The sequence below is a fragment of the Pseudomonas sp. NFACC16-2 genome (assembly GCF_900119205.1).
GTDB lineage: Bacteria > Pseudomonadota > Gammaproteobacteria > Pseudomonadales > Pseudomonadaceae > Aquipseudomonas > Aquipseudomonas fluorescens_Q.
Window position 1 is genome coordinate 514,131 of the sequence record NZ_FPIX01000001.1, and the last position, 26,087, is coordinate 540,217.

General features: G+C 61.0%; 22 protein-coding genes and 1 pseudogene. 19 read left to right on the top strand and 4 right to left on the bottom strand.

Going from position 1 to position 26,087, the window contains the following annotated elements:
- Nucleotides 1–11 precede the first annotated feature (11 nt).
- Nucleotides 12–374, bottom strand: a complete 363-nt coding sequence (clpS, locus tag BT116_RS02130; RefSeq protein WP_003180089.1) for an ATP-dependent Clp protease adapter ClpS — start codon at nt 372–374, stop codon at nt 12–14.
- A 226-nt stretch (nt 375–600) separates the two neighbouring features.
- Here clpS and BT116_RS02135 point away from each other — a divergent pair, with 226 nt between their 5' ends.
- Nucleotides 601–870: a cold shock domain-containing protein gene (locus BT116_RS02135; RefSeq protein WP_072339617.1), complete on the top strand. Its 270-nt coding sequence runs from the start codon at nt 601–603 to the stop codon at nt 868–870.
- Nucleotides 871–947: 77 nt separating this feature from the next.
- Here BT116_RS02135 and icd read toward each other — a convergent pair whose 3' ends face one another.
- Complete coding sequence (icd, locus tag BT116_RS02140; RefSeq protein ID WP_018609234.1) at nt 948–2,204, bottom strand: NADP-dependent isocitrate dehydrogenase; 1,257 nt, start codon at nt 2,202–2,204, stop codon at nt 948–950.
- A gap of 483 nt (nt 2,205–2,687) precedes the next feature.
- On the opposite strand from icd, the gene BT116_RS02150 reads away from it, so the two are divergent.
- From BT116_RS02150 to aceA, 9 genes are all read left to right on the top strand, one after another.
- Nucleotides 2,688–4,913 carry an NADP-dependent isocitrate dehydrogenase gene (locus BT116_RS02150; RefSeq protein WP_072339621.1) on the top strand — a complete coding sequence of 742 codons (2,226 nt, stop codon included), beginning with the start codon at nt 2,688–2,690 and terminating at the stop codon, nt 4,911–4,913.
- A gap of 130 nt (nt 4,914–5,043) precedes the next feature.
- Nucleotides 5,044–5,490: an NUDIX hydrolase gene (locus tag BT116_RS02155; RefSeq protein WP_072339623.1), complete on the top strand. Its 447-nt coding sequence runs from the start codon at nt 5,044–5,046 to the stop codon at nt 5,488–5,490.
- Between the two features lie 59 nt (nt 5,491–5,549).
- A complete protein-coding gene (gene mnmA / locus BT116_RS02160; RefSeq protein WP_057450008.1) occupies nt 5,550–6,674 on the top strand; it encodes a tRNA 2-thiouridine(34) synthase MnmA in 1,125 nt (374 codons plus the stop codon).
- Nucleotides 6,671–7,294 (top strand): high frequency lysogenization protein HflD, encoded by a 624-nt coding sequence (gene hflD, locus BT116_RS02165; RefSeq protein WP_072339625.1) that lies wholly within the window; start codon nt 6,671–6,673, stop codon nt 7,292–7,294. Before mnmA ends, hflD begins: the two co-directional genes overlap by 4 nt.
- Before the next feature lie 287 nt (nt 7,295–7,581).
- The gene (gene purB / locus BT116_RS02170; protein ID WP_072339627.1) at nt 7,582–8,952 is read left to right on the top strand and encodes an adenylosuccinate lyase; all 1,371 of its coding nucleotides are present in this window, start codon (nt 7,582–7,584) and stop codon (nt 8,950–8,952) included.
- Nucleotides 8,953–9,036: 84 nt separating this feature from the next.
- The gene (locus BT116_RS02175) at nt 9,037–10,203 is read left to right on the top strand and encodes a ribosomal protein uL16 3-hydroxylase (RefSeq protein ID WP_072339630.1); all 1,167 of its coding nucleotides are present in this window, start codon (nt 9,037–9,039) and stop codon (nt 10,201–10,203) included.
- The gene (locus BT116_RS02180; protein ID WP_072339633.1) at nt 10,196–10,621 is read left to right on the top strand and encodes a GNAT family N-acetyltransferase; all 426 of its coding nucleotides are present in this window, start codon (nt 10,196–10,198) and stop codon (nt 10,619–10,621) included. Before BT116_RS02175 ends, BT116_RS02180 begins: the two co-directional genes overlap by 8 nt.
- Before the next feature lie 278 nt (nt 10,622–10,899).
- The gene (locus BT116_RS02185) at nt 10,900–11,661 is read left to right on the top strand and encodes a secretin N-terminal domain-containing protein (RefSeq protein WP_063320478.1); all 762 of its coding nucleotides are present in this window, start codon (nt 10,900–10,902) and stop codon (nt 11,659–11,661) included.
- 455 nt (nt 11,662–12,116) lie between these two features.
- Nucleotides 12,117–13,442: an isocitrate lyase gene (gene aceA / locus BT116_RS02190; protein ID WP_063320477.1), complete on the top strand. Its 1,326-nt coding sequence runs from the start codon at nt 12,117–12,119 to the stop codon at nt 13,440–13,442.
- A 106-nt stretch (nt 13,443–13,548) separates the two neighbouring features.
- Here aceA and BT116_RS31700 read toward each other — a convergent pair whose 3' ends face one another.
- On the bottom strand, nt 13,549–14,412 hold the full coding sequence (locus BT116_RS31700) for a methyl-accepting chemotaxis protein (RefSeq protein ID WP_371856144.1): 864 nt from the start codon (nt 14,410–14,412) through the stop codon (nt 13,549–13,551).
- Between the two features lie 39 nt (nt 14,413–14,451).
- A pseudogene (locus tag BT116_RS31705) lies at nt 14,452–15,471 on the bottom strand (methyl-accepting chemotaxis protein); the annotation flags it as partial.
- A gap of 871 nt (nt 15,472–16,342) precedes the next feature.
- On the opposite strand from BT116_RS31705, the gene BT116_RS02200 reads away from it, so the two are divergent.
- The 9 genes from BT116_RS02200 (at nt 16,343) to nuoJ (ending at nt 26,083) form a co-directional block, all read left to right on the top strand.
- Nucleotides 16,343–16,756, top strand: a complete 414-nt coding sequence (locus BT116_RS02200; protein WP_030141323.1) for an NADH-quinone oxidoreductase subunit A — start codon at nt 16,343–16,345, stop codon at nt 16,754–16,756.
- A 10-nt stretch (nt 16,757–16,766) separates the two neighbouring features.
- On the top strand, nt 16,767–17,441 hold the full coding sequence (locus BT116_RS02205) for a NuoB/complex I 20 kDa subunit family protein (protein WP_013693708.1): 675 nt from the start codon (nt 16,767–16,769) through the stop codon (nt 17,439–17,441).
- A 72-nt stretch (nt 17,442–17,513) separates the two neighbouring features.
- Nucleotides 17,514–19,298, top strand: coding sequence for an NADH-quinone oxidoreductase subunit C/D (gene nuoC, locus BT116_RS02210; protein ID WP_063320475.1), 1,785 nt, complete (start codon nt 17,514–17,516; stop codon nt 19,296–19,298).
- 2 nt (nt 19,299–19,300) lie between these two features.
- Nucleotides 19,301–19,798 carry an NADH-quinone oxidoreductase subunit NuoE gene (gene nuoE, locus BT116_RS02215; protein ID WP_072339637.1) on the top strand — a complete coding sequence of 166 codons (498 nt, stop codon included), beginning with the start codon at nt 19,301–19,303 and terminating at the stop codon, nt 19,796–19,798.
- On the top strand, nt 19,795–21,153 hold the full coding sequence (nuoF, locus tag BT116_RS02220; protein WP_058546150.1) for an NADH-quinone oxidoreductase subunit NuoF: 1,359 nt from the start codon (nt 19,795–19,797) through the stop codon (nt 21,151–21,153). Before nuoE ends, nuoF begins: the two co-directional genes overlap by 4 nt.
- Before the next feature lie 141 nt (nt 21,154–21,294).
- Nucleotides 21,295–24,009 carry an NADH-quinone oxidoreductase subunit NuoG gene (nuoG, locus tag BT116_RS02225; protein WP_072339639.1) on the top strand — a complete coding sequence of 905 codons (2,715 nt, stop codon included), beginning with the start codon at nt 21,295–21,297 and terminating at the stop codon, nt 24,007–24,009.
- The gene (nuoH, locus tag BT116_RS02230) at nt 24,006–25,013 is read left to right on the top strand and encodes an NADH-quinone oxidoreductase subunit NuoH (RefSeq protein WP_025212983.1); all 1,008 of its coding nucleotides are present in this window, start codon (nt 24,006–24,008) and stop codon (nt 25,011–25,013) included. The genes nuoG and nuoH overlap by 4 nt, the downstream gene beginning before the upstream one ends.
- 11 nt (nt 25,014–25,024) lie before the next feature.
- Nucleotides 25,025–25,573 carry an NADH-quinone oxidoreductase subunit NuoI gene (nuoI, locus tag BT116_RS02235; RefSeq protein WP_003180051.1) on the top strand — a complete coding sequence of 183 codons (549 nt, stop codon included), beginning with the start codon at nt 25,025–25,027 and terminating at the stop codon, nt 25,571–25,573.
- Nucleotides 25,574–25,582: 9 nt separating this feature from the next.
- The gene (gene nuoJ, locus BT116_RS02240) at nt 25,583–26,083 is read left to right on the top strand and encodes an NADH-quinone oxidoreductase subunit J (RefSeq protein WP_003180049.1); all 501 of its coding nucleotides are present in this window, start codon (nt 25,583–25,585) and stop codon (nt 26,081–26,083) included.
- Nucleotides 26,084–26,087: the final 4 nt, after the last annotated feature.

The window sequence follows — 26,087 nt, forward strand, 5'->3', positions numbered from 1 at the left end:
AGTGGTCGGCGTTAACCGTCCTTCTCGATTTCACAGAGTAGCGGATGCTGGCTTTCCCGGGCGTATTGGTTGACCTGCATGGCCTTCGTCTCGGCGATGTCGCGGGTAAACACTCCACATACTGCCCGTCCCTCTGTATGGACGGCCAGCATGACCTTGGTCGCCAGCTCGCGATTCAGGTTAAAAAACACCTCGAGCACTTCGACGACGAAATCCATCGGTGTGTAGTCATCGTTGAACAAAACCACCTTGTACATCGGTGGCGCCTGTAATGCAGGCTTTGCTTCCTGAACAGCAATGCCTGCGGAATCGTCGTCGTGTAGATCCGGGCGATCCTGATTGAATGTTAGTCGAATCTGGCTGACTGCATGCATGGAAAGAAAGGTTCGTTTAGTTGGCGAATACAGTGATGGGGGCGCTTGTGGGCGATTTCAACCACGACCACCCGACCACCTTGACTATCGGCAAAACGGTGTTACAACCAATAGAGCCCATCGTGGGTTAAAAAGGTCCGTGGAATCTATCCTTACTTCAAGATTAGCCTGCGGATGGACTGGATGATACTCCAGTGATGGAGTGCGTTGCAGAGGGAAATGGGTTATGTCGGTCGTCAAGATGAATGGCAAGGTGAAATGGTTCAACAATGCCAAGGGCTACGGTTTCATTATCGCGGCCGGCAGGGATGATGAAGACCTTTTCGCCCATTACTCGGCCATCAACATGGAAGGCTATAAAACCCTGAAGGCCGGACAGCCTGTGACGTTCGACGTCATCCAGGGACCCAAGGGCCTGCACGCGGTCAACATCAAGGTTGTCACCGCCGAACAAACGCCCGCCCCTGTCCAGGCCAGGGTCACCGAGACCCATTGACCGGTCGCCGCACCGGACAAATGAAAATGCCCGGCTCGATCACTCGAGCCGGGCATTCGCGCTGAGCGCCGATCCGCTTACATGTGCGAGATCAGGGCATCGCCGAAGCCCGAGGACGACACCAGCTTGGCACCCTCCATCAGACGTTCGAAGTCATAGGTCACGGTCTTGGCCGAAATCGCGCCGTTGGTGCCCTTGATGATCAGGTCGGCCGCTTCGGTCCAACCCATGTGGCGCAGCATCATTTCCGCCGACAGGATCAACGACCCCGGGTTGACCTGGTCCTTTCCGGCATACTTGGGCGCGGTACCGTGGGTGGCTTCGAACATGGCCACGGTGTCGGACAGGTTGGCGCCCGGCGCAATACCGATACCGCCCACTTCCGCCGCCAGGGCGTCGGACAGGTAGTCACCGTTCAGGTTCAGGGTGGCGATCACGTCATATTCGGCCGGACGCAGCAGGATTTGCTGCAACATCGCATCGGCGATGGCGTCCTTGACGACGACATTCTTGCCGGTCTTCGGATTCTTGAACTGCATCCACGGCCCGCCGTCGAGCAGGGTCGCACCAAATTCCTCGGCGGCCACTTCGTAGGCCCATTCCTTGAAGGCACCTTCGGTGAACTTCATGATGTTGCCTTTATGCACGATGGTCAGCGAGTCGCGGTCATTGTCGACAACATACTGCAAGGCCTTGCGGGCCAGACGCTGGGTGCCCTGCTTGGAAACCGGCTTGACGCCGATGCCGCAGTCCTCGTCGAAACGGATCTTGGTCACACCCATTTCTTCTTTCAGGAACTTGATGACCTTGGTCGCTTCGGCCGAACCGGCCTTCCACTCGATGCCAGCGTAGATGTCCTCGGAGTTCTCGCGGAAGATCGTCATGTCCACGTCGCCAGGCTTCTTGACAGGGCTTGGCACGCCTTCGAACCAGCGCACCGGACGCAGGCACACGTACAGGTCGAGCTGCTGGCGCAGGGCCACGTTCAGCGAACGGATACCACCACCCACCGGCGTGGTCAGCGGCCCCTTGATGGAAACCACGTAATCCTTGACCGCGTCCAGGGTTTCCTGGGGCAGCCAGGTGTCCTGGTCGTAGACTTGAGTCGCTTTCTCACCGGCATAGACTTCCATCCAGGAAATCTTGCGCTTGCCGCCATAGGCCTTCTGAACCGCAGCGTCCACAACCTTGATCATGACCGGACTGATATCGACGCCAATGCCGTCGCCTTCGATGAAGGGGATGATCGGGTTGTCGGGAACATTAAGAGAATGGTCTGCATTGACGGTGATTTTGTCACCGACGGCTGGAACCTGAATCTTTTGATACCCCATGCTGAACTCCATTGCTTGGATTGAACATCTGGCTGCGTTCGAGCGTACCCCACTTGAATCGGCGCGCAAACCCTACGTTAGGCTCATCCGGGGTAAAGCGTTGCAGTTCGCGGTGTACAACCCTGAAAACCAAGGGAAAAGCGCCAAACATGAGCATAGCCCGCTCCTTGGGTACTGCGACGTTTAGACCAATGGACGTGTACGGAAGTCTATGAACCATCGGCAGATTGCCAGCTACCTATGTATAATGCCGCCGCTGACCACAGGGTCACGCTGGCTGAGCGCTCTATCACAGGACTTTTGCGCCAGTCTAAAAGCCGGACCGTTACCGCGGCCCAACCGCTTGACGCTCGACTGATGCACCCAACATCACCGCGAAGAAACCTCGACATTCGGTTCACGGATGACTTTGAACGAACGCGCTTACCCGGCGCCCCTCGAGTTTCTGCGCATGCTTTAGCAAAGAAGAGAGTTAATCCGAATATGCCCACCCGCTCGAAGATCATCTATACCTTCACCGACGAAGCGCCCGCCCTCGCCACCTATTCGCTGCTGCCGATCGTCGAAGCCTTTACCGCTTCGGCCGATATCGCCGTGGAAACCCGCGATATCTCCCTCGCAGGGCGCATCCTGGCCAGCTTCCCCGAGCAACTGGGTGACAAAGCCGTAGCCGACCACCTCGCCGAACTGGGTGACCTGGCCGTTACGCCTGAAGCCAACATCATCAAGCTGCCGAACATCAGCGCCTCGGTGCCGCAACTGCAGGCCGCGATCAAGGAATTGCAGGCCCAGGGCTACGCACTGCCGGACTATCCGGAAACCGTGACCACCGATGCCGAGAAAGACGCTCGCGCCCGCTACGACAAGGTCAAGGGCAGCGCCGTGAACCCGGTCCTGCGCGAAGGCAACTCCGACCGCCGCGCACCGCTGTCGGTCAAGAACTACGCCCGCAAGCACCCGCACAAGATGGGCGCCTGGGCAGCCGACTCCAAGTCCCACGTGGCCCACATGAGCACCGGCGATTTCTACGGCAGCGAAAAAGCCGCCCTGATCGACGCCGCCGGCAGCGTGAAGATCGAGCTGATCGCCCAGGACGGCACTGCCACTGTCCTGAAGGAAAAAACCACCGTACAAGCCGGTGAGATCCTCGACTGCGCCGTGATGAGCAAAAACGCCCTGCGCGACTTCATCGCCGCTGAAATCGAAGACGCCAAGCAAAAAGGCGTCCTGCTGTCGGTTCACCTCAAGGCCACCATGATGAAGGTCTCCGACCCGATCATGTTCGGCCAGATCGTTGCCGAGTTCTATAAAGATGCCCTGGCCAAGCACGCACAAGTGCTGGAGCAGATCGGCTTCAACCTGAACAACGGCATCGGCGACCTGTATGCCCGCATCAAGGCCCTGCCGGCCGAGCAACAGGCGCAGATCGAAGCCGACATCCAGGCGGTCTACGCGGCGCGCCCATCCCTGGCGATGGTCAACTCCGACAAAGGCATCACCAACCTGCACGTGCCGAGCGACGTCATCGTCGACGCCTCGATGCCAGCCATGATCCGTGACTCCGGCAAGATGTGGGGCACCGACGGCCAACTGCACGACACCAAGGCCGTGATCCCGGATCGCTGCTACGCCACCATCTACCAGGCGGTGATCGAAGACTGCAAGCAACACGGCGCCTTCGACCCAACCACCATGGGCAGCGTGCCGAACGTTGGCCTGATGGCCAAGAAAGCCGAAGAGTACGGCTCCCACGACAAGACCTTCCAGATCAAGGTCGACGGCGTGGTCCGTGTTTCGGACAGCAACGGCCGCACCCTGCTGGAGCAAAGCGTCGAAGCTGGCGACATCTTCCGCATGTGCCAGACCAAGGACGCGCCGATCCAGGATTGGGTCAAGCTGGCCGTCAACCGTGCCCGCGCCAGCGACACGCCGGCAATCTTCTGGCTGGACCCGATGCGCGCCCATGACGGCGTCGTGATCGAGAAAGTCCAGACCTACCTGAAGGACTACGACACTGCCGGCCTGGACATCCGCATCATGGCGCCGGTCGACGCGATGAAGTTCACCCTGGCCCGCACCCGCGAAGGCAAGGACACCATCTCGGTGACTGGCAACGTACTGCGCGACTACCTGACCGACCTGTTCCCGATCATGGAACTGGGCACCAGCGCCAAGATGCTGTCGATCGTGCCGCTGATGAACGGCGGTGGCCTGTTCGAAACCGGCGCTGGCGGCTCGGCCCCCAAGCACGTGCAGCAATTGCTGGAAGAAAACTTCCTGCGCTGGGATTCCCTGGGCGAGTTCCTGGCCCTGGCCGCGTCCCTCGAGCACCTGGGCGTGACCTACAACAACCCGAAAGCACTGGTGCTGGCCAAGACCCTGGACCAGGCTACCGGTGAGTTCCTGGACCGCAACAAGTCGCCTTCGCGCAAGGTCGGCGGTATCGACAACCGTGGCAGCCACTTCTACCTGACCCTGTTCTGGGCCCAGGCTCTGGCCGCCCAGGATGACGACGCAGCCCTCAAGGCTCAGTTCGCTTCCCTGGCCAAGACCCTGACCGACAACGAAGAAAAAATCGTTGCCGAACTCAATGCCGTCCAAGGCAAGCCAGTGGACATCGGCGGTTACTACTTCGCCAACCCGGAGCTGACCAGCAAGGCCATGCGCCCGAGCAACACCTTCAACGCGGCGATTGCTGCGCTGGTGTAAGGTTGTAGGCAGTACCACGAACCCCGGCCGAGTGCCGGGGTTTGTGTTTCTGACCTCAACGCATTTCCCCCTGACGATATATTCCCACAGTGGTCTGCATTCACATTTGAGAACTAGAGGAGCCCCCCCCATGGATTGGCAACCCCACATCACCGTCGCCACCATCGTCGAGGACAACGGCCGCTTCCTGATGGTGGAAGAATCCAAAGGCGGACGCGCGGTGCTCAACCAGCCCGCCGGCCACCTGGATCCCGACGAAACACTGATCGAAGCCGCCGTGCGCGAAACCCTGGAAGAAACCGGCTGGGACGTCGAACCCACGAGCGTGGTGGGCATTTACCTGTACACCGCGCCCAGCAATGGCGTGACCTACCAGCGCGTCTGTTTCGCTGCCAAGGCCTTGAAACACCATCCCGAGTATCAACTGGACGATGGCATCCTCGGGGCCAAATGGCTAAGCCGTGACGAACTGCTGGAGCAACGCGAGCACTGGCGCAGCGAGCTGATCATCCGCTGCATCGACGATTATCTGGCCGGCCACTGCCACAGTCTGACGCTGATCCATCCTTCTCTTTAGCCTTGTGCGCCCGGGCCTGATAGAATCGCGTCCTTTTTCAAGACACTCATTGAACTCCTATGCGTGATCCAGCTCCTTCTGACACATCCAAGAAGCGCGTCATTGTCGGCATGTCCGGCGGCGTGGACTCTTCCGTTTCCGCCCTTCTGCTGATCGAGCAGGGTTATGAGGTGGAAGGCCTGTTCATGAAGAACTGGGAAGAAGACGACGGCACCGAATACTGCACCGCCATGGACGACCTGGCGGACGCCCAGGCCGTGTGCGACAAGATCGGCATCAAGCTGCACACCGCCAACTTCGCCGCCGAGTACTGGGACAACGTGTTCGAGCACTTCCTGGCCGAATACAAGGCCGGCCGCACGCCGAACCCGGACATCCTCTGCAACCGCGAAATCAAGTTCAAGGCGTTCCTCGACTACGCCATGATGCTCGGCGCCGACCTGATCGCCACCGGCCACTACGTGCGCCGCCGCGACATCGACGGTCGCACCGAATTGCTCAAGGGCCTGGACCCGAACAAGGACCAGAGCTACTTCCTGCATGCCGTCGGCGGCGAGCAGATCGCCAAGACCCTGTTCCCGGTAGGCGAACTGGAAAAGCCCGAAGTGCGCGCGATCGCCGAAAAACACCAGCTCGCCACCGCCAAGAAAAAAGACTCCACCGGGATCTGCTTTATCGGCGAGCGCCGTTTCAGCGACTTCCTCAAGCAATACCTGCCGGCCCAACCGGGCGAGATCAAGACGACCGAAGGCGAAGTCATCGGCCGCCACCATGGCCTGATGTACCACACCATCGGCCAGCGCCAGGGCCTGGGCATCGGCGGCCTGAAAGACGCCGGGGAAGAGCCGTGGTACGTGCTGGTCAAGGATCTGGAGCACAATGAGCTGATCGTCGGCCAGGGCAACGACCATCCCTGGTTGTTTTCCCGCGCCCTGCTCGCCTCCGACATCTATTGGGTCAACCCGATCGACCTCAGCGAACCACGCCGTCTGACGGCCAAGGTTCGCTACCGCCAGAGCGACCAGCCCTGCACCCTGGAAAAAACCGCCACGGGCTACCGAGCCACCTTCGATGACCCGCAGCGGGCGGTCACGCCCGGCCAGTCCGTGGTGTTCTATGACGGCGAAATCTGCCTGGGCGGCGGCGTGATCGAAGTGGCAGAACCCTGGAGCAGCAAGGCATGAGCCCCATCCAGGAACAACTGACGGCATTGGGCGGTGTGTTTCTCGCCGCCGTGCTGGTGGACAGGATCGCCAAGACCGGCCAGGCCACCGAAGCGGGCGTGGCCTGCATGCTCGGCAGCCTGCTGGTTCGCGACCCCAAGGACACCCTGGAAGTCTACGGCGGCGACGACTTGAACCTGCGCGAAGGCTATCGTGCACTGATCGGCGCCCTGGAGCGCGATCCCAGCGCCCTGCAACGCGAACCGCTGCGTTATGCGCTGTCGATGCTGGGCCTTGAGCGCCAGCTGGCCAAGCGCGACGACCTGCTGGAGACCATCGGCAAACGCTTGCCGCAGATCCAGTCCCAGGTCGAGCACTTCGGCCCGTCCCACGAAAACGTCGTCGCGGCCTGCGGCGCGCTGTACCAGGACACCCTGAGTACCCTGCGCCAACGCATCCAGGTGCATGGCGACATGCGCAACCTGCAGCAACCGAGCAATGCCTCGAAGATCCGCGCCCTGTTACTGGCCGGGATTCGTTCGGCACGGCTGTGGCGGCAGCTGGGCGGCCATCGCTGGCAACTGGTGGTCAGCCGGCGCAAATTGCTTAAAGAGCTTTACCCGTTGATGCGCAACGAATAAGTCGCCTCAGCCTGCTTTTTTTGTGGTGAGGGGATTTAGCGAAACGTCGCACCGCCCCGCTGGGCTGCGAAGCGGCCCCAAACCAGGCAACTCGGTGCGCCAAGAAGATTGAGTTCGCTGCTTTTAGGGCTGCTGCGCAGCCCAGCGGGGATAAATCCCCTCGCCACAGGTAATAAACAGTTTTATCTCGTTACGCGTAATACGCCGGTCAGTTGGCGACGGACCGGCGCAAGATTTCATGTATGATACGCGCCCCATTTCGTTGCCCGACTGTCCGAGAACACCCCATGCAGCTCTCTTCGCTCACTGCGGTTTCCCCTGTTGACGGCCGCTACGCCGGCAAAACCCAGGCCCTGCGCCCGATTTTCAGCGAGTACGGCCTGATCCGTGCCCGCGTCCTGGTTGAAGTGCGCTGGCTCCAGCGCCTGGCCGCCCACCCTGCCATCAGCGAAGTCCCGGCGTTTTCCGCCGAAGCCAACGCGGTGCTGAACACCCTGGCAGAAAATTTTGTGCTGGAGCACGCCGAGCGCGTCAAAGAGATCGAGCGCACCACCAACCACGACGTCAAGGCCATCGAATACCTGCTCAAGGAGCAGGCGGCCAAGCTGCCGGAACTGGCCAACGTCAGCGAATTCATCCACTTTGCCTGCACCAGCGAGGACATCAACAACCTGTCCCACGCCCTGATGCTGCGCGAAGGCCGTGATGATGTACTGCTGCCGCTGATGCGCCAGATCGCCCAGGCCATCCGTGAGCTGGCGATTCGCTTCGCCGACGTGCCGATGCTGTCGCGCACCCACGGTCAACCGGCTTCGCCGACCACCCTGGGCAAGGAACTGGCGAACGTGGTCTACCGCCTGGAGCGCCAGATCGCCCAGGTAGCCGCCGTGCCGCTGCTGGGCAAGATCAACGGCGCCGTGGGCAACTACAACGCCCACCTGTCGGCCTACCCGGACATCGACTGGGAAGCCAATGCCCGCGCCTTCATCGAAGACGAGCTGGGCCTGAGCTTCAACCCCTACACCACCCAAATCGAACCGCACGACTACATCGCCGAACTGTTCGATGCGATCGCGCGCTTCAACACCATCCTGATCGACTTCGACCGCGACATCTGGGGCTACATCTCCCTGGGCTACTTCAAGCAGCGCACCATCGCCGGCGAAATCGGTTCCTCGACCATGCCGCACAAGGTCAACCCGATCGACTTCGAAAACTCCGAAGGCAACCTGGGCATCGCCAACGCACTGTTCCAGCACCTGGCGAGCAAACTGCCGATCTCCCGCTGGCAGCGCGACCTGACCGACTCCACCGTGCTGCGCAACCTGGGCGTGGGTTTTGCCCATAGCGTCATTGCCTACGAAGCCAGCCTCAAGGGCATCGGCAAGCTGGAACTGAACGAGCAGAAGATCGCCGCCGACCTGGACGCCTGCTGGGAAGTCCTGGCCGAGCCGATCCAGACCGTGATGCGTCGCTACAACATCGAAAACCCGTATGAAAAGCTGAAAGAGCTGACCCGTGGCAAGGGCATCAGCCCTGAAGCGTTGCAGACTTTCATCGATGGCCTGGACATGCCCGCCGAGGCCAAGGCAGAGCTGAAGAAGCTCACGCCGGCCAGCTACATCGGCAACGCGGCGGCACAAGCCAAGCGCATCTGATCCACGGCTTTACCTTTGAGACGCCCGGCCGCGCCGGGCGTTTTTATTCGCGTCTGAAAAGTATATTTTTTCAATAGGTTACACATGAATCCTGATATTCCTCTGCAACTCCTGGGCGGCATCACGGCACGGGAGTTCCTGCGCGACTACTGGCAGAAAAAACCCCTGCTGATCCGCCAGGCAATCCCTGACTTCCAAAGCCCGATCGATGCCGATGAACTGGCCGGTCTGGCCCTGGAAGAAGAAGTCGAATCGCGCCTGGTGATCGAACACGGCGAGCGCCCCTGGGAATTGCGTCGCGGCCCGTTCGCCGAAGACGAATTCAGCAAGCTGCCGGAGCGCGAGTGGACCCTGCTGGTACAGGCGGTCGATCAGTTCGTACCGGAAGTCAGCGAGCTGCTGGAGAACTTCCGCTTCCTGCCGAGCTGGCGCATCGACGATGTGATGATCAGCTTCGCCGCACCAGGTGGCAGCGTGGGTCCGCATTTCGATAACTATGACGTGTTCCTGCTCCAGGGCCATGGCCAGCGCAACTGGAAGATCGGCCAGATGTGCGACTCCGAGAGCCCGCTGCTGCAGCACGCCGACCTGCGCATCCTCGCTGAATTCGAAGCCACTGATGAGTGGACCCTGGAACCAGGCGACATGCTCTACCTGCCGCCGCGCCTGGCGCACTGTGGCGTGGCCGTGGACGACTGCATGACCTACTCGGTGGGTTTCCGTGCACCGAGCGCCGCCGAAGTGCTGACCCACTTCACCGACTTCCTCAGCCAGTTCCTGCCGGACGAAGAACGCTACACCGACGCTGATGCGCGGCCCGTGAGCGATCCGCACCAGATCCAGCACGATGCTCTCGACCGCCTCAAGGGCCTGCTGGCCGAGCACATGAGCGACGAGCGCCTGCTGCTGACCTGGTTCGGCCAGTTCATGACCGAGCCGCGCTACCCGGAACTGGTGGTGGGCCCGGAACTGGAAGAAGACGACCTGCTGGCCAGCCTGGAACAAGGCGCTGTGATCATTCGCAACCCGAGCGCGCGCCTGGCCTGGTCGGAAGTCGATGACGACCTGCTGCTGTTCGCCAGCGGCCAGAGCCGTTACCTGCCAGGCAAGCTACGCGAGCTGCTGAAAATGATCTGCGCCGCTGACGCCCTGCACATCGAGAACCTCGGACCGTGGTTGGCCGACGAAGACGGTCGCGGCCTGGTCTGCGAGCTGGTCAAGCAAGGCAGCCTGGGGTTTGCCGATGAATAAAATTCACGTTCGTGTCGCAGACTGGCAAAAGGATAACGCCGAGATCCGGCGCATTCGTGAGACCGTGTTCATTGCCGAGCAGTCCGTTCCTCCTGAGTTGGAATGGGATGCCGACGACCAGAGCGCAGTGCATTTTCTGGCGTTTGAAGGTGACTTTCCCATCGGCACTGCCCGCCTGTTGACCGATGGCCATATCGGCCGTGTCTCGGTCCTCAAGGACTGGCGTGGCCTGAAGGTGGGCGACGCGCTGATGCACGCCGTGATCGCCGAAGCCGAGAAGCGCGGGCTCAAGCAACAGATGCTCAGCGCCCAGGTGCACGCCACGCCGTTCTATGAGCGGCTGGGGTTTGCGGTGGTCAGCGAGGAGTTCCTGGAAGCCGGGATTCCCCATGTGGACATGGTGCGGCATTCGGCTTGACACAAATCCTGTGGCGAGGGGATTTATCCCCGCTGGGCTGCGCAGCAGCCCCAATGGAGCTGAATTGCATTGACCTGACACACCGCGTCGATTGATTTGAGGGCTGCTTCGCAGCCCAGCGGGGATAAATCCCCTCGCCACAAAGTAATCACTCAGCTCACATCCAAAACGCCCCGTCATCTCCGATGCCGGGGCGTTTTGCCGTCTACCATTCAACTTGCCCCACCCCAGGCCGACAAACTGGCAATATCAAGCCTTTGTCTCGCGGAGAAATGGACATGCCTCTACGCACCTTCCTGGTCACCCTGCTGCTCGGTTGCAGCCTGTCGGTCATGGCCGACACGCAAATCGTGCCGCTGAACTACCGCACCAGCGCCGACCTGCTGCCGGTGGCACAGAACTTCATCGGCAAGGACGGCCAGGTCAGCGCCTACGGCAACCAGCTGATCGTCAACGCCGAGCCCGGCAAGATCGAAGAACTGCGGCAATTCCTCGCCCAATTGGACACCGCCCCCAAGCGCCTGCTGATCACGGTCGACACCAACGAAAACAACCTCCAGGGCGACCAGGGTTACTCGATCAACGGCGCCGCCCCCAGCCAGACCCGCATCATCAACCGCAGCACCGCCAGCCGTGACGGCGGCGTACAGCAGGTGCAGGCCAGTGAAGGCCAGCCGGCGCTGATCCAGGTAGGCCAGAGCGTGCCCTTCACCAGCAACCAGACCGACAACTACGGCCGCATGCAGAGCCAGACTGAATACCGCAACGTCACCCAGGGTTTCTATGTCACGGCCAGCGTCACCGGCGAGACCGTTCATCTGAGCATCAGCACCAATCGTGACCGCATGAGCCAGGAGCGTCCCGATGTAGTGAACGTTCAGAGTACCGACACAACCGTCAGCGGTCGCCTGGGCGAATGGATCACCCTGGCCGGCGTCAATCGCCAGACTCAAGCCGACAAACAGGGCCTGACCCGCAGCTACTCGACCCAGGGCCGCGACGACATGATTTTGCGGGTCAAGGTCGATACCCTGAACTGAAGCACCAAAAACTGACTGATGAGTCGTATTAGACCAAAGATGTAGTGCCATAAAAAAAGCACTACAAAACGTTTGACGAGCAAAAAAACCGAAGGCATGATGGCCTCGCTCCCGCTAATCAGGGGCCCTGGCAAGGGCCTTCGGGTCGACGCTTGCAACTACCCTGCGAGCCGATTCGTGTCTGTACCGCCCACAAGGTGTGTTTGACGAGGTTGCGACTGGAACGAAGTTGTCCCGAGGGACGGAAGCGTAACTAGGTAACCCGGCATCACTCTGAGTTCGTATGGAGGCCCACGACGCCCGAATGCGCCCGCAGTTCGCCCCTACCTGCTCACTTTCCCCTCGAGCCCATCGTTCATCCCGTCGCCTCCCCGCCTGAACCGACTTGTACGCCAACCCCTAGTCGGCAGGAGCAGGAATTTTCCACCAAGACCTATGCGACGAGGTTTATCTCCATGGCACTGACACGCGAACAGCAAATTGCAGCCCTTGAAAAAGACTGGGCTGAAAACCCGCGCTGGAAAGGCGTGAAGCGCAATTATTCCGCTGCTGACGTCGTCCGTCTGCGTGGCTCGGTTCAACCTGAGCACACCCTTGCGAAAATGGGCGCCGAGAAGCTCTGGAACCTGGTGACCCAGGGCGCCAAGCCAGCCTTCCGTCCCGAGAAAGATTTCGTCAACTGCATGGGCGCCCTGACCGGCGGCCAGGCTGTGCAGCAAGTCAAGGCCGGCATCCAGGCGATCTACCTGTCGGGCTGGCAAGTGGCCGCGGACAACAACTCCGCCGAGTCGATGTACCCCGACCAGTCGCTGTACCCGGTGGATTCGGTTCCAACCGTGGTCAAGCGCATCAACAACTCGTTCCGTCGCGCCGACCAGATCCAGTGGAAAGCCGGCAAGAACCCGGGCGACGAAGGCTACATCGACTACTTCGCGCCGATCGTGGCTGACGCTGAAGCCGGTTTCGGTGGCGTCCTGAACGCCTACGAGCTGATGAAGAGCATGATCGAGGCAGGTGCCGCCGGCGTTCACTTCGAAGACCAATTGGCTTCGGTGAAGAAATGCGGCCACATGGGCGGCAAGGTGCTGGTTCCAACCCAGGAAGCCGTGCAGAAGCTGACCGCTGCCCGCCTGGCCGCCGACGTTGCCGGCGTACCGACCATCATCCTGGCCCGTACCGACGCCAACGCCGCTGACCTGCTGACCTCCGACTGCGACCCGTACGACCAGCCGTTCGTAACCGGTACCCGCACCCAGGAAGGCTTCTACAAGGTGCGCGCCGGCCTCGACCAGGCCATCGCCCGTGGCCTGGCCTATGCGCCGTACGCCGACCTGATCTGGTGCGAAACCGCCAAGCCGGACCTGGACGAAGCCCGTCGCTTTGCCGAAGCGATCAAGAAGGAATACCCCGACCAGATCCTGTCGTACAACTGCTCGCCTTCCTTCAACTGGAAGAAGAACCTGGACGACGCGACCATCGCCAAGTTCCAGCGCGAACTGTCCGCCATGGGCTACAAGCACCAGTTCATCACCCTGGCCGGCATCCACAACATGTGGCACAGCATGTTCAACCTGGCGCACGACTACGCCCGCAACGACATGACCGCCTACGTGAAGCTGCAAGAGCAGGAGTTCGCTGACGCCGCCAAGGGTTACACCTTCGTGGCTCACCAGCAGGAAGTGGGCACCGGCTACTTCGACGACATGACCACCGTGATCCAGGGCGGCACTTCGTCGGTGACCGCACTGACCGGCTCCACCGAAGAAGAACAGTTCCACTGATTCACACGCTTGCCTCGAGTGAGCGGCCCTTGCGGACCGGATAAAAACTAACCGCAAAGCCGACGATCTGAAGCCCCGACTGGTTCGGGGCTTTTTTTTCCGTTTTTTACACTTTGAAGTGACTGACCAGTTGCTGCAACTGGTTACCCAGGCGCGCCAGCTCGATGCTGGAGGCTGCGGTTTCTTCGCTGGCTGAGGCGGTCTGTTCGGATACATCGCGCACATTCAGGATGCTGCGGCTGATTTCCTCGGCCACCGAGCTTTGTTGCACCGCAGCAGCGGCAATCTGCTGGTTCATGGCCTGGATGCCCGAAACCGCCTGGGTGATGTTGCCCAGGGAAATGCCGGCCTTGCCGGCCAATTCCACGCTGCTGTCGGTCAATTCGCGGCTATTGCGCATGATACTCGACACCTGGCGCGTGCCGTTCTGCAAGCCCGCCACCAGGCTTTCGATCTCTTCGGTGGAATGCTGGGTACGCTGGGCCAGCCCCCGCACTTCGTCGGCGACCACGGCAAAACCGCGCCCGGCGTCACCCGCGCGAGCGGCCTCGATGGCGGCGTTAAGGGCCAGCAAGTTGGTCTGCTCAGCCACTGCCCTGATCACGTCCATGATCTTGCCGATGCGCGCGCTTTCTTGTTCCAGCTCATCCATGGCGTCGACGGAACGCCCGACTTCGCTGGCCAAGCGCTCGATCTGAACGATGGCTTGCGCAACCACCTGGTCGCCGATACGGGCCTGTGCATCGGCCTCTGACGCAACCGTGCAAGCCTGTTCGGCATTACGCGCGACTTCATGCACGGTGGCCGACATTTCCTGCATGGCGGTAGCCACCTGGTCGGTCTCGGTCTTCTGGCTATTGACCCCGGCACTGGTCTGCTCGGTGACGGCCGACAACTCTTCGGCGGCGCTGGCGATTTGGGTGACGCCATCGCGGATGCCACCGATCAAGTCGCGCAACGTGGTGCCCATGCGCTGGATACCTTGCTGCAAGACACCCAGTTCATCACCACGGGTCACGACCGTACCTTGCGTGAGATCGCCTGCCGCAATGCGATCGACCACAGCCAATGTGTCCTGCAACGGCCGGGTAATCTGGCGAGTGATGATCATGGCCGCAAGAATCCCCAACAGCATCGCCAAGGCAGTGCAACTCAACTGCAGGATACGGGACTGGGCGCTTTCGTCACCCAGGGAGACCAACTGGCTGGCATACATTTCGTCAGTTAGACGAGTGATGGTTTCACCCAGATCGATGGTGTCCTGCACGGCCTTGCCAATGGCCTGATTACTGGCGGTGAAGTTCTGCACCGAGCGGCGGTAAGCAATCAGCGCGGTTTCCAGCTGCTTGATGGTGTCGGCATAGCTCGGGCCGAAAGCACCGTTAAGGGTTTCGATGCTCTTGAGCGCATTTTCGAGCTGGCGGGTGGCGGCCTGTTCGGTGGCGCTGTTGGGGTTGCCGGTGTAGCCACGCACTTCATAACGCACAAGCGCGACGTCCTCTTTGGCTTTGAGGATAATCCGGTACAACTCAAAACGGCGCTCGTCCGTGGCAGGCATTGCTTCTACGTCATCGATGACCTTGGCAATCAGCGCGGCGCCCTTGACCGCATTGACGCCCATCTCCTTGCGCATGGCTGCGTCAGTGCGATAAGCCTCGCGCATTGTATTCAGCGCCACTTGATACTGGGCGCTGGCCTGCTCGATCAGCGCAAGTTTTTTCAGGTTTTCGGGTTTTTTCAACTCACTTGCAAGGCTTTTTTGCTTGGCGACAAATTGTTCCAGCGACGCCTGGATCAATTCACCTTTTTGTTCATCGCCCTTGTCCACCTGGTATTGCAAGCGAGCCCTGCGCAGGTGATCAAGACGGTTGGCGAGTTCGGTAATGCTGGTCATTCGATCCGCACGCTGGATCATTTTGCCCAGGCTGGTCCAGCCGGTCGCGGCGAGGATCGCGGTCAGAAACAGCACAACAGCAAAACCCAGAGCCAGCTTGAGCATCACGCTCATGTTCGCGATCCAAGAGTTCATGACAGTCCTTTGGTAATCCGCCGCGAACGATAAAAACTGACGCAGCTATCTATGAAGGGGCAATTGTCTAATCAGCATTGATATAGATGATTAGATGAGTGAGCAGCAAAGATAGCCATTTGCCATCAACTCTTCAAGGCTCTAGGGCCGGCCTCATGCCGATTTTTGCAGGCAAAGCGGGTTCGCTTAACGCGTCAATGCCCAGGGGCGCAAGATTCTTGGTTGGCTCGGCTGGGCGGCCTCGATCTGATGACGAGGTATTTTCACCCGTTTTCCTTGAAGCCACCTACGCTGTAAGAGCAAGCCTGCACTGTGGAAGCCAGGCTTGGCTGCGATGCACGATAAGGCTGTCTGCCTCGGGACCGCGTTGCCGCCATTGCAAGCAAGCTTGGCTTCCACGGAGCAGTCCCTCATGCAGACCCAACCTTCGCCGGACACCGCCCCCACAAAAACTTCGACGCAGCGCTAGAAAAATTGATCGAACGCAGTATTGGGCAGTCGGAAAAGGAGTAAAACGTCCGACGCTGACAATTGCAGTAGCGACGATGTAAGACAGCCTCTCGGACACGACACTAAGAGCACTGTAGAAAAGGCTGGCTAGATAATAATAATTATCATTTGGAAGTCGTTATCATTGTTACATTCCGCACGAAATATTATTGCTGAACAGCCGGCCAACGCCCACGGGGCCGGGGCCGCAGGGCCCTGGAGGTGCGCTATGTCCTTATTCCAATAAATAATTTCGCCATAGGAATTTTACTTGCCCGGTGTTTAGCCATAAAATCACCGCGATTGATTGCTGCGACATATCGTCACTGCGTTATTTCTATTCAAGCTCAGAGACCTTTGCTCTCTGTTAAGGATTTCCAGCATGCCCGAAGCGACAGGACTCATGGCCCACAACTGGGGCTTTGCCATTTTCCTTCTGGGTGTCGTCGGCCTGTGCGCCTTCATGCTCGGCGTGTCGAGCCTGCTCGGGTCAAAAGCCTGGGGCCGCAGCAAAAATGAACCGTTCGAGTCCGGCATGCTACCTACCGGTGGCGCCCGCTTGCGGCTCTCAGCCAAATTCTATCTGGTCGCGATGCTCTTCGTGATCTTCGATATCGAAGCCCTCTTTCTCTTTGCCTGGTCTGTGTCCGTCCGCGAAAGCGGCTGGACCGGATTCGTCGAAGCTCTCGTTTTCATAGCAATTCTGTTGGCAGGTCTTGTCTACCTTTACCGAGTGGGGGCGCTTGATTGGGCTCCGGAAGCTCGGCGCAAGCGGCAAGCGAAGCTGAAACAATGAGGCTTTGGCAATGCAATACAATCTCACCAGGATCGACCCCGATGCTCCTAACGAGCAGTATCCGATTGGCGAACGGGAAACCGTCGCCGATCCGTTAGAAGATCAAGTCCACAAAAACATCTTCATGGGCAAGCTCGAAGACGTGCTGAACAGCACGGTCAACTGGGGTCGCAAGAACTCCCTGTGGCCGTACAACTTCGGTCTTTCGTGCTGCTACGTGGAAATGACCACCGCCTTCACGGCGCCCCACGACATCGCGCGCTTTGGCGCCGAAGTGATCCGGGCATCGCCACGCCAGGCGGATTTCATGGTTATCGCCGGTACCTGCTTCATCAAGATGGCGCCGATCATCCAGCGTCTCTACGAGCAAATGCTCGAGCCGAAGTGGGTTATCTCCATGGGTTCGTGCGCCAACTCCGGTGGCATGTACGACATCTATTCCGTCGTTCAAGGGGTGGACAAGTTCCTGCCCGTGGACGTCTACGTGCCCGGCTGCCCGCCTCGCCCTGAAGCTTTCCTGCAAGGCCTGATGCTGTTGCAGGAGTCGATTGGCCAGGAGCGTCGCCCGCTGTCCTGGGTCGTTGGCGATCAAGGCGTCTATCGCGCCGACATGCCATCGCAAAAGGAACAGCGTCGCGAACAGCGTATCGCAGTCACCAACTTGCGCAGCCCCGACGAAGTCTGATCCAGCTCTGTTCCCTACAAGAAACGAGAACCTGGCTTCATTCTTTACGTTGACCGAAAGCGATAAATAACCATGACTACAGGCAGTGCTCTGTACATCCCGCCTTACAAGGCAGACGACCAGGATGTGGTCGTCGAACTGAACAACCGTTTTGGCCCCGAGGCGTTCACCGCCCAGCCGACCCGCACCGGCATGCCGGTACTTTGGGTTGCCCGCGCCAAACTCGTCGAAGTCCTGACTTTCCTGCGCAACCTGCCCAAGCCGTACGTCATGCTCTATGACCTGCACGGCGTGGACGAGCGTCTGCGCACCAAGCGTCAAGGGCTGCCCGACGGCGTCGACTTCACCGTGTTCTATCACTTGCTGTCGATCGAGCGTAATAGTGACGTAATGATCAAGGTCGCCTTGTCCGAGAGCGACCTCAGCGTGCCGACCGTGACCGGTATCTGGCCGAACGCCAACTGGTACGAACGTGAAGTGTGGGACATGTTCGGGATCGACTTCCCCGGCCACCCGCACCTGTCGCGCATCATGATGCCACCGACCTGGGAAGGTCACCCGCTGCGCAAGGACTTCCCGGCCCGTGCCACCGAGTTCGACCCGTTCAGCCTGTCCCTGGCCAAGCAACAGCTCGAGGAAGAAGCCGCGCGCTTCAAGCCTGAAGACTGGGGCATGAAGCGTTCGGGTGCCAACGAGGACTACATGTTCCTCAACCTCGGCCCGAACCACCCTTCGGCCCACGGTGCGTTCCGCATCATCCTGCAGCTGGACGGCGAAGAGATCGTCGACTGCGTCCCTGACATCGGCTACCACCACCGTGGCGCCGAGAAAATGGCCGAGCGCCAGTCCTGGCACAGCTTCATCCCGTACACCGACCGCATCGACTACCTCGGCGGCGTGATGAACAACCTGCCGTACGTGCTGTCGGTGGAAAAACTGGCCGGGATCAAGGTACCGGAGAAGGTCGACGTCATCCGCATCATGATGGCCGAGTTCTTCCGTATCACCAGCCACCTGCTGTTCCTGGGGACCTATATCCAGGACGTGGGGGCCATGACCCCGGTGTTCTTCACCTTCACCGACCGCCAGAAGGCCTACACGGTGATCGAAGCCATCACCGGTTTCCGCCTGCACCCGGCCTGGTACCGCATCGGTGGCGTTGCCCACGACCTGCCACGCGGCTGGGAAAAGCTGGTCAAGGACTTCGTCGAGTGGATGCCCAAGCGCCTGGACGAATACACCAAGGCCGCCCTGCAGAACAGCATCCTCAAGGGTCGTACCATCGGGGTCGCTGCCTACAACACCAAAGAGGCCCTGGAATGGGGCGTCACTGGTGCTGGCCTGCGCTCCACCGGTTGCGACTTCGACCTGCGCAAGGCGCGCCCTTACTCCGGCTACGAAAACTTCGAATTCGAAGTACCGCTGGCGGCCAATGGCGATGCCTACGACCGCTGCATGGTTCGCGTCGAGGAAATGCGCCAGAGCATCAAGATCATCGACCAATGCCTGCGCAACATGCCGGAAGGCCCGTACAAGGCGGATCACCCGCTGACCACGCCGCCGCCAAAAGAGCGCACGCTGCAACACATCGAGACCCTGATCACGCACTTCCTGCAGGTTTCGTGGGGCCCGGTCATGCCGGCCAACGAGTCCTTCCAGATGATCGAAGCGACCAAGGGCATCAACAGTTATTACCTGACGAGCGACGGCGGCACCATGAGCTACCGCACCCGGATTCGCACCCCAAGCTACCCGCACCTGCAGCAGATCCCTTCCGTGATCAAAGGCAGCATGGTCGCGGACTTGATCGCGTACCTGGGTAGTATCGATTTCGTTATGGCCGACGTGGACCGCTAAGCATGAACAGCACGCTTATCCAGACAGACCGTTTCGCCCTGAGCGAAACCGAGCGCTCGGCCATCGAGCACGAGCTGCATCACTACGAAGACCCGCGCGCGGCGTCGATCGAAGCCCTGAAGATCGTCCAGAAGGAACGTGGCTGGGTGCCCGATGGCGCGCTCTACGCCATCGGCGAGATCCTCGGCATCCCGGCCAGCGACGTCGAAGGCGTCGCCACCTTCTACAGCCAGATTTTCCGCCAGCCAGTGGGCCGTCACATCATTCGCGTCTGCGACAGCATGGTCTGCTACATCGGTGGCCACGAATCGGTGGTCAGCGAGCTCCAGAGCAAGCTGGGCATTGGCCTCGGCCAGACCACCGCCGACGGTCGCTTCACCCTGCTGCCGGTGTGCTGCCTGGGCAACTGCGACAAGGCTCCAGCGCTGATGATCGACGACGACACCTTCGGTGACGTCAAGCCAGATGGCGTCGCCAAACTGCTGGAGGGCTACGTATGACCCTGACTTCCTTCGGGCCCGCCAACCGCATCCAGCGTTCAGCCGAAACCCATCCCCTGACCTGGCGTCTGCGTGACGACGGCGAAGCGGTATGGCTGGACGAATACCAGGCCAAGAACGGCTACGCTGCCGCGCGCAAGGCATTCGCCGACATGGCCGGCGACGACATCGTCCAGACCGTAAAGGATTCCGGCCTTAAAGGTCGTGGCGGCGCGGGCTTCCCCACCGGCGTGAAGTGGGGCCTGATGCCCAAGGACGAATCCATCAACATCCGCTACCTGCTGTGCAACGCGGATGAAATGGAGCCCAACACCTGGAAAGACCGCATGCTGATGGAGCAACTGCCCCATCTGCTGATCGAAGGCATGCTGATCAGCGCCCGCGCGCTGAAAACCTACCGTGGCTATATCTTCCTGCGTGGCGAATACACCACCGCCGCCAAGCACCTGAACCGTGCCGTGGAAGAAGCCAAGGCCGCGGGCCTGCTGGGCAAGAACATCCTGGGCAGCGGCTTCGATTTCGAGCTGTTCGTCCACACCGGTGCCGGGCGCTACATCTGCGGTGAAGAAACCGCGCTGATCAACTCCCTGGAAGGCCGCCGCGCCAACCCGCGCTCCAAGCCGCCCTTCCCTGCCGCCGTGGGCGTGTGGGGCAAGCCGACCTGCGTGAACAACGTCGAGACCCTGTGCAACGTGCCAGCGATCATCGCCGACGGCGTGGACTGGTACAAATCCCTGGCCCGTGACGGCAGCGAAGACATGGGCACCAAGCTCATGGGCTTCTCCGGCAAGGTCAAGAACCCTGGCCTGTGGGAACTGCCGTTCGGCGTCACCGGCCGCGAACTGTTCGAAGACTACGCCGGCGGCATGCGCGACGGCTACACGCTCAAGTGCTGGCAGCCTGGCGGCGCCGGTACCGGGTTCCTGTTGCCCGAACACCTGGACGCCCAAATGTACGCCGGCGGCATCGCCAAGGTCGGCACCCGCATGGGTACCGGCCTGGCGATGGCGGTGGACGACAGCGTCAACATGGTGTCGCTGCTGCGCAACATGGAAGAGTTCTTCTCCCGTGAGTCGTGCGGTTTCTGCACCCCTTGCCGCGATGGCCTGCCCTGGAGCGTCAAGCTGCTGCGCGCCCTTGAAAACGGCGAAGGCCAGGCCGGCGACATCGAGACCCTGCTGGGTCTGGTGGGTTTCCTCGGCCCAGGCAAGACCTTCTGTGCTCACGCACCGGGTGCCGTGGAGCCGTTGGGCAGCGCGATCAAATACTTCCGCCCTGAATTCGAGGCCGGCATCGCGCCAACGCGCGCCGGGGACCTCAATCAGGTGGTCACGCCGACCATGGTCGGCGCGTAACGACGCTTTAAAAGGCGAAGGGTCCGTGCCCTTCGCCTTTCGTCCGATGACGCCTTTTACCCAGGCTGTTTGGATTCGGACGAACAACAAGATTCCATTAGCCACGCCCGCTGACACCGGGCCAACGAAGAACTTTGAACCATGGCCACTATCCACGTAGACGGCAAAGAGCTCGAAGTCGATGGCGCAGACAACCTGTTACAGGCATGTCTGTCCCTGGGCCTCGACATTCCTTATTTCTGCTGGCACCCCGCCCTTGGCAGCGTTGGCGCTTGTCGCCAGTGCGCGGTCAAGCAGTACACCGACGAGAACGACAAGCGTGGTCGGATCGTCATGTCCTGCATGACCCCCGCCACCGACGGCAGCTGGATCTCCATCGACGACGAAGAAGCGAAAGTGTTTCGCGCCAGCGTCGTCGAATGGCTGATGACCAACCACCCTCACGACTGCCCGGTCTGTGAGGAAGGCGGCCACTGCCATCTGCAAGACATGACCGTGATGACCGGCCACAACGAGCGCCGTTATCGCTTCACCAAGCGCACCCACCAGAACCAGGACCTCGGTCCGTTCATCTCCCACGAGATGAACCGCTGCATCGCCTGCTACCGTTGCGTGCGTTTCTACAAGGACTACGCCGGCGGCACCGACCTGGGCGTGTTCGGTGCCCACGACAACGTGTACTTCGGTCGCGTCGAAGACGGCACCCTGGAAAGCGAGTTCTCCGGCAACCTCACCGAGGTCTGCCCGACCGGCGTGTTCACCGACAAGACTCACTCCGAACGCTACAACCGCAAGTGGGACATGCAGTTCTCGCCGAGCATCTGCCATGGCTGCTCCAGCGGTTGCAACATCTCTCCGGGCGAGCGCTACGGTGAACTGCGGCGCATCGAAAACCGCTTCAACGGTTCGGTTAACCAGTACTTCCTGTGTGACCGTGGCCGTTTCGGCTATGGCTACGTCAACCGCAAGGATCGCCCACGCCAACCGCAGCTGGCGGGCGGTGCCAAGCTGAGCCTGGACGAAGCGCTGGACAAGGCCGCCGAGCTGCTGCGCGGTCGCAACATCGTCGGCATCGGTTCGCCACGGGCCAGCCTGGAAAGCAACTACGCCCTGCGTGAACTGGTCGGTGCCGAGCACTTCTACAGCGGCATCGAAGCCGGTGAGCTGGAACGCATCCGCCTGGTGCTGCAAGTGCTCAAGGACAGCCCGCTGCCGGTGCCGACGATGCGTGACATCGAAGACCACGACGCGGTGTTCGTGCTTGGCGAAGACCTGACCCAGACCGCCGCCCGCATGGCCCTGGCCCTGCGCCAGTCGGTCAAGGGCAAGGCCGAAGACATGGCCGACGCCATGCGCGTCCAGCCATGGCTCGACGCCGCCGTGAAGAACATCGGCCAGCACGCGCTGAACCCGCTGTTCATCGCCAGCCTCGCTGAAACCAAGCTCGACGACGTCGCCGAAGAATGCGTCCACGCCGCCCCTGACGACCTGGCCCGTATCGGCTTTGCCGTGGCCCACGCCCTGGACGCCAGCGCCCCGGCCGTCGAAGGCCTGGACAGCGAAGCGGCCGCCCTGGCCCAGCGCATCGCCGACGCCCTGCTGGCCGCCAAGCGCCCACTGATCATCGCCGGCACCTCGTTGGGCTCCAAGGCGCTGATCGAAGCCGCCGCCAACATCGCCAAGGCCTTGAAGCTGCGCGAGAAGGACGGTTCCATCAGCCTGATCGTGCCGGAAGCCAACAGCCTTGGCCTGGCCATGCTCGGTGGCGAATCGGTGGACGCGGCCCTGCAAGCGGTGATCGACGGCAATGCCGACGCCATCGTGGTGCTGGAAAACGACCTCTACACCCGCACCGACAAGGCCCGGGTGGACGCCGCCCTGAACGCCGCGAAAGTGCTGATCGTCGCCGACCATCAGAAAACCGCCACCACCGACCGCGCCCACCTGGTGCTGCCGGCGGCGAGCTTCGCCGAAGGCGACGGTACGCTGGTCAGCCAGGAAGGTCGCGCCCAGCGCTTCTTCCAGGTTTTCGACCCGCAATACCTGGACGCCAGCATCCTGGTTCACGAAGGCTGGCGCTGGCTGCATGCCCTGCGCGCCACCCTGCTGGACCAGCCGATCGACTGGACGCAACTGGACCACGTCACCGCCGCCGTCGCTTCGAGCAGCCCGCAACTGGCTCGCATCGTCGACGCCGCGCCATCGGCCGCGTTCCGCATCAAGGGCCTGAAGCTGGCGCGCGAACCGCTGCGCTACTCCGGTCGCACCGCCATGCGCGCCGACATCAGCGTTCACGAACCGCGCACTTCCCAGGACAACGACACTGCGTTCTCGTTCTCCATGGAAGGCTACTCGGGCTCGACCGAACCGCGCTCCCAGGTGCCGTTCGCCTGGTCGCCGGGCTGGAACTCGCCGCAAGCGTGGAACAAGTTCCAGGACGAAGTCGGCGGTCACCTGCGTGCTGGCGACCCGGGCACCCGCCTGATCGAAAGCCAGGGCGATGGCCTCAGCTGGTTCGCCAGCGTGCCGCGCGCCTTCAACCCGGCGCCGGGCACCTGGCAGGTCGTGCCGTTCCATCACCTGTTCGGCAGCGAAGAGAACTCTTCCAAGGCCGCTCCGGTGCAGGAACGCATCCCGGCCGCCTACGTGGCGCTGGCCAAGTCCGAAGCCGATCGCCTGGGCGTCAACGACGGGGCCCTGTTGAGCCTGAACGTGGCCGGCCAGACCCTGCGTCTGCCGCTGCGCATCAATGAAGAACTGGGCGCCGGCCTGGTGGCCCTGCCGGCCGGCCTGGCGGGCATTCCGCCAGCCGTATTCGGCAAAACCGTCGACGGTCTGCAGGAGGCAGCGCAATGAGCTGGTTCACCCCCGAAGTGATCGCCGTGATCCTGACGGTCCTCAAGGCCATCGTGATCCTGCTGGCCGTGGTGGTCTGCGGCGCGCTGCTGAGCTTCGTCGAACGTCGCCTGCTGGGCTGGTGGCAGGACCGTTACGGTCCGAACCGTGTCGGCCCGTTCGGCATGTTCCAGATCGCCGCCGACATGATCAAGATGTTCTTCAAGGAAGACTGGACGCCGCCGTTCGCCGACAAGGTGATCTTCACCCTGGCACCGGTCGTGGCCATGAGCGCCTTGCTGATCGCCTTCGCGATCATCCCGATCACCCCGACCTGGGGCGTGGCGGACCTGAACATCGGCCTGCTGTTCTTCTTCGCCATGGCTGGCCTGTCGGTGTATGCGGTGCTGTTCGCCGGTTGGTCGAGCAACAACAAGTTCGCCCTGCTGGGCAGCCTGCGGGCCTCGGCCCAGACCGTGTCCTACGAAGTGTTCATGGGCCTGGCGCTCATGGGCATCGTGATCCAGGCCGGCTCGTTCAACATGCGCGACATCGTCGAGTACCAGGCCCAGAACCTGTGGTTCATCATTCCGCAGTTCTTCGGTTTCTGTACTTTCTTCATCGCTGGCGTGGCCGTGACTCACCGTCACCCCTTCGACCAGCCGGAAGCGGAGCAGGAACTCGCCGACGGTTACCACATTGAATATGCCGGCATGAAATGGGGCATGTTCTTCGTTGGTGAATACATCGGCATCATCCTGATCTCGGCACTGCTGGTGACGCTGTTCTTCGGTGGCTGGCACGGTCCGTTCGGCATCCTGCCGCAACTGTCCTTCGTCTGGTTCGCCCTGAAGACCGCGTTCTTCATCATGCTGTTCGTCCTGCTGCGCGCCTCGATCCCGCGCCCACGCTACGACCAGGTGATGGACTTCAGCTGGAAATTCTGCCTGCCGCTGACCCTGATCAACATGCTGGTGACCGCTGCGATCGTTTTGATGAACGCGCCTGCGGCCGCGGTTCAGTGAGGATTTGACCCATGTTCAAATATATTGGCGACATCGTTAAGGGTACCGGTACCCAACTGCGAAGCCTGGTCATGATCTTCGGCCATGGCTTCCGCAAGCGCGACACCCTGCAATACCCGGAAGAGCCGGTCTACCTGGCCCCCCGCTATCGCGGCCGTATCGTCCTGACCCGCGACCCCGACGGCGAGGAACGCTGCGTGGCCTGCAACCTGTGCGCCGTGGCGTGCCCGGTGGGTTGCATCTCGCTGCAGAAAGCTGAAACCGAAGACGGTCGCTGGTACCCGGACTTCTTCCGCATCAACTTCTCGCGCTGCATTTTCTGCGGCCTCTGCGAGGAAGCGTGCCCGACCACCGCGATCCAGCTCACACCGGATTTCGAAATGGCCGAGTTCAAACGTCAGGACCTGGTGTACGAGAAAGAAGATCTGCTGATTTCCGGTCCCGGTAAAAACCCTGATTACAACTTCTATCGTGTTGCAGGTATGGCCATTGCCGGTAAGCCAAAAGGCGCCGCGCAGAACGAAGCCGAACCGATCAACGTGAAGAGCTTGCTGCCTTAAGGAAGAAAGATGGAATTCGCTTTCTATTTCGCATCGGGTATCGCGGTGGTGTCCACGCTTCGTGTGGTCACCAACACCAACCCTGTGCACGCCCTGCTCTACCTGATCATTTCGCTGATCGCCGTGGCCATGACCTTCTTCGCCCTCGGTGCACCGTTCGCCGGCGCGCTGGAAGTGATCGCCTACGCCGGCGCCATCATGGTGCTGTTCGTGTTCGTGGTGATGATGCTCAACCTCGGCCCGGCCGCGGTCCAGCAGGAACGCTCCTGGCTCAAGCCCGGCATCTGGGCGGGGCCGGTGATCCTGTCCGCCCTGCTGCTGGGTGAACTGCTGTATGTGCTGTTCGCTCACCAGAGCGGCCAGGCCATCGGCCACACCACCGTAGGTGCCAAGGCCGTGGGCATCAGCCTGTTCGGTCCGTACCTGCTGGTGGTCGAACTCGCCTCGATGCTGCTGCTTGCCGCAGCCGTCACGGCGTTCCATTTGGGCCGTAACGAGGCGAAGGAGTAATCAC

Coding starts and splice junctions, on each gene's coding strand:
- BT116_RS02155 (WP_072339623.1), top strand. CDS start 5,044: ATGGATTGGCAACCCCACATCACCGTCGCCACCATCGTCGAGGACAAC.
- BT116_RS02200 (WP_030141323.1), top strand. CDS start 16,343: ATGCCCGAAGCGACAGGACTCATGGCCCACAACTGGGGCTTTGCCATT.
- purB (WP_072339627.1), top strand. CDS start 7,582: ATGCAGCTCTCTTCGCTCACTGCGGTTTCCCCTGTTGACGGCCGCTAC.
- BT116_RS02175 (WP_072339630.1), top strand. CDS start 9,037: ATGAATCCTGATATTCCTCTGCAACTCCTGGGCGGCATCACGGCACGG.
- aceA (WP_063320477.1), top strand. CDS start 12,117: ATGGCACTGACACGCGAACAGCAAATTGCAGCCCTTGAAAAAGACTGG.
- icd (WP_018609234.1), bottom strand. CDS start 2,204: ATGGGGTATCAAAAGATTCAGGTTCCAGCCGTCGGTGACAAAATCACC.
- nuoI (WP_003180051.1), top strand. CDS start 25,025: ATGTTCAAATATATTGGCGACATCGTTAAGGGTACCGGTACCCAACTG.
- BT116_RS02205 (WP_013693708.1), top strand. CDS start 16,767: ATGCAATACAATCTCACCAGGATCGACCCCGATGCTCCTAACGAGCAG.
- BT116_RS02185 (WP_063320478.1), top strand. CDS start 10,900: ATGCCTCTACGCACCTTCCTGGTCACCCTGCTGCTCGGTTGCAGCCTG.
- mnmA (WP_057450008.1), top strand. CDS start 5,550: ATGCGTGATCCAGCTCCTTCTGACACATCCAAGAAGCGCGTCATTGTC.
- nuoH (WP_025212983.1), top strand. CDS start 24,006: ATGAGCTGGTTCACCCCCGAAGTGATCGCCGTGATCCTGACGGTCCTC.
- BT116_RS02180 (WP_072339633.1), top strand. CDS start 10,196: ATGAATAAAATTCACGTTCGTGTCGCAGACTGGCAAAAGGATAACGCC.
- nuoC (WP_063320475.1), top strand. CDS start 17,514: ATGACTACAGGCAGTGCTCTGTACATCCCGCCTTACAAGGCAGACGAC.
- clpS (WP_003180089.1), bottom strand. CDS start 374: ATGCATGCAGTCAGCCAGATTCGACTAACATTCAATCAGGATCGCCCG.
- nuoF (WP_058546150.1), top strand. CDS start 19,795: ATGACCCTGACTTCCTTCGGGCCCGCCAACCGCATCCAGCGTTCAGCC.
- BT116_RS02135 (WP_072339617.1), top strand. CDS start 601: ATGTCGGTCGTCAAGATGAATGGCAAGGTGAAATGGTTCAACAATGCC.
- BT116_RS31700 (WP_371856144.1), bottom strand. CDS start 14,412: ATGGGCACCACGTTGCGCGACTTGATCGGTGGCATCCGCGATGGCGTC.
- nuoE (WP_072339637.1), top strand. CDS start 19,301: ATGAACAGCACGCTTATCCAGACAGACCGTTTCGCCCTGAGCGAAACC.
- BT116_RS02150 (WP_072339621.1), top strand. CDS start 2,688: ATGCCCACCCGCTCGAAGATCATCTATACCTTCACCGACGAAGCGCCC.
- nuoG (WP_072339639.1), top strand. CDS start 21,295: ATGGCCACTATCCACGTAGACGGCAAAGAGCTCGAAGTCGATGGCGCA.
- nuoJ (WP_003180049.1), top strand. CDS start 25,583: ATGGAATTCGCTTTCTATTTCGCATCGGGTATCGCGGTGGTGTCCACG.
- hflD (WP_072339625.1), top strand. CDS start 6,671: ATGAGCCCCATCCAGGAACAACTGACGGCATTGGGCGGTGTGTTTCTC.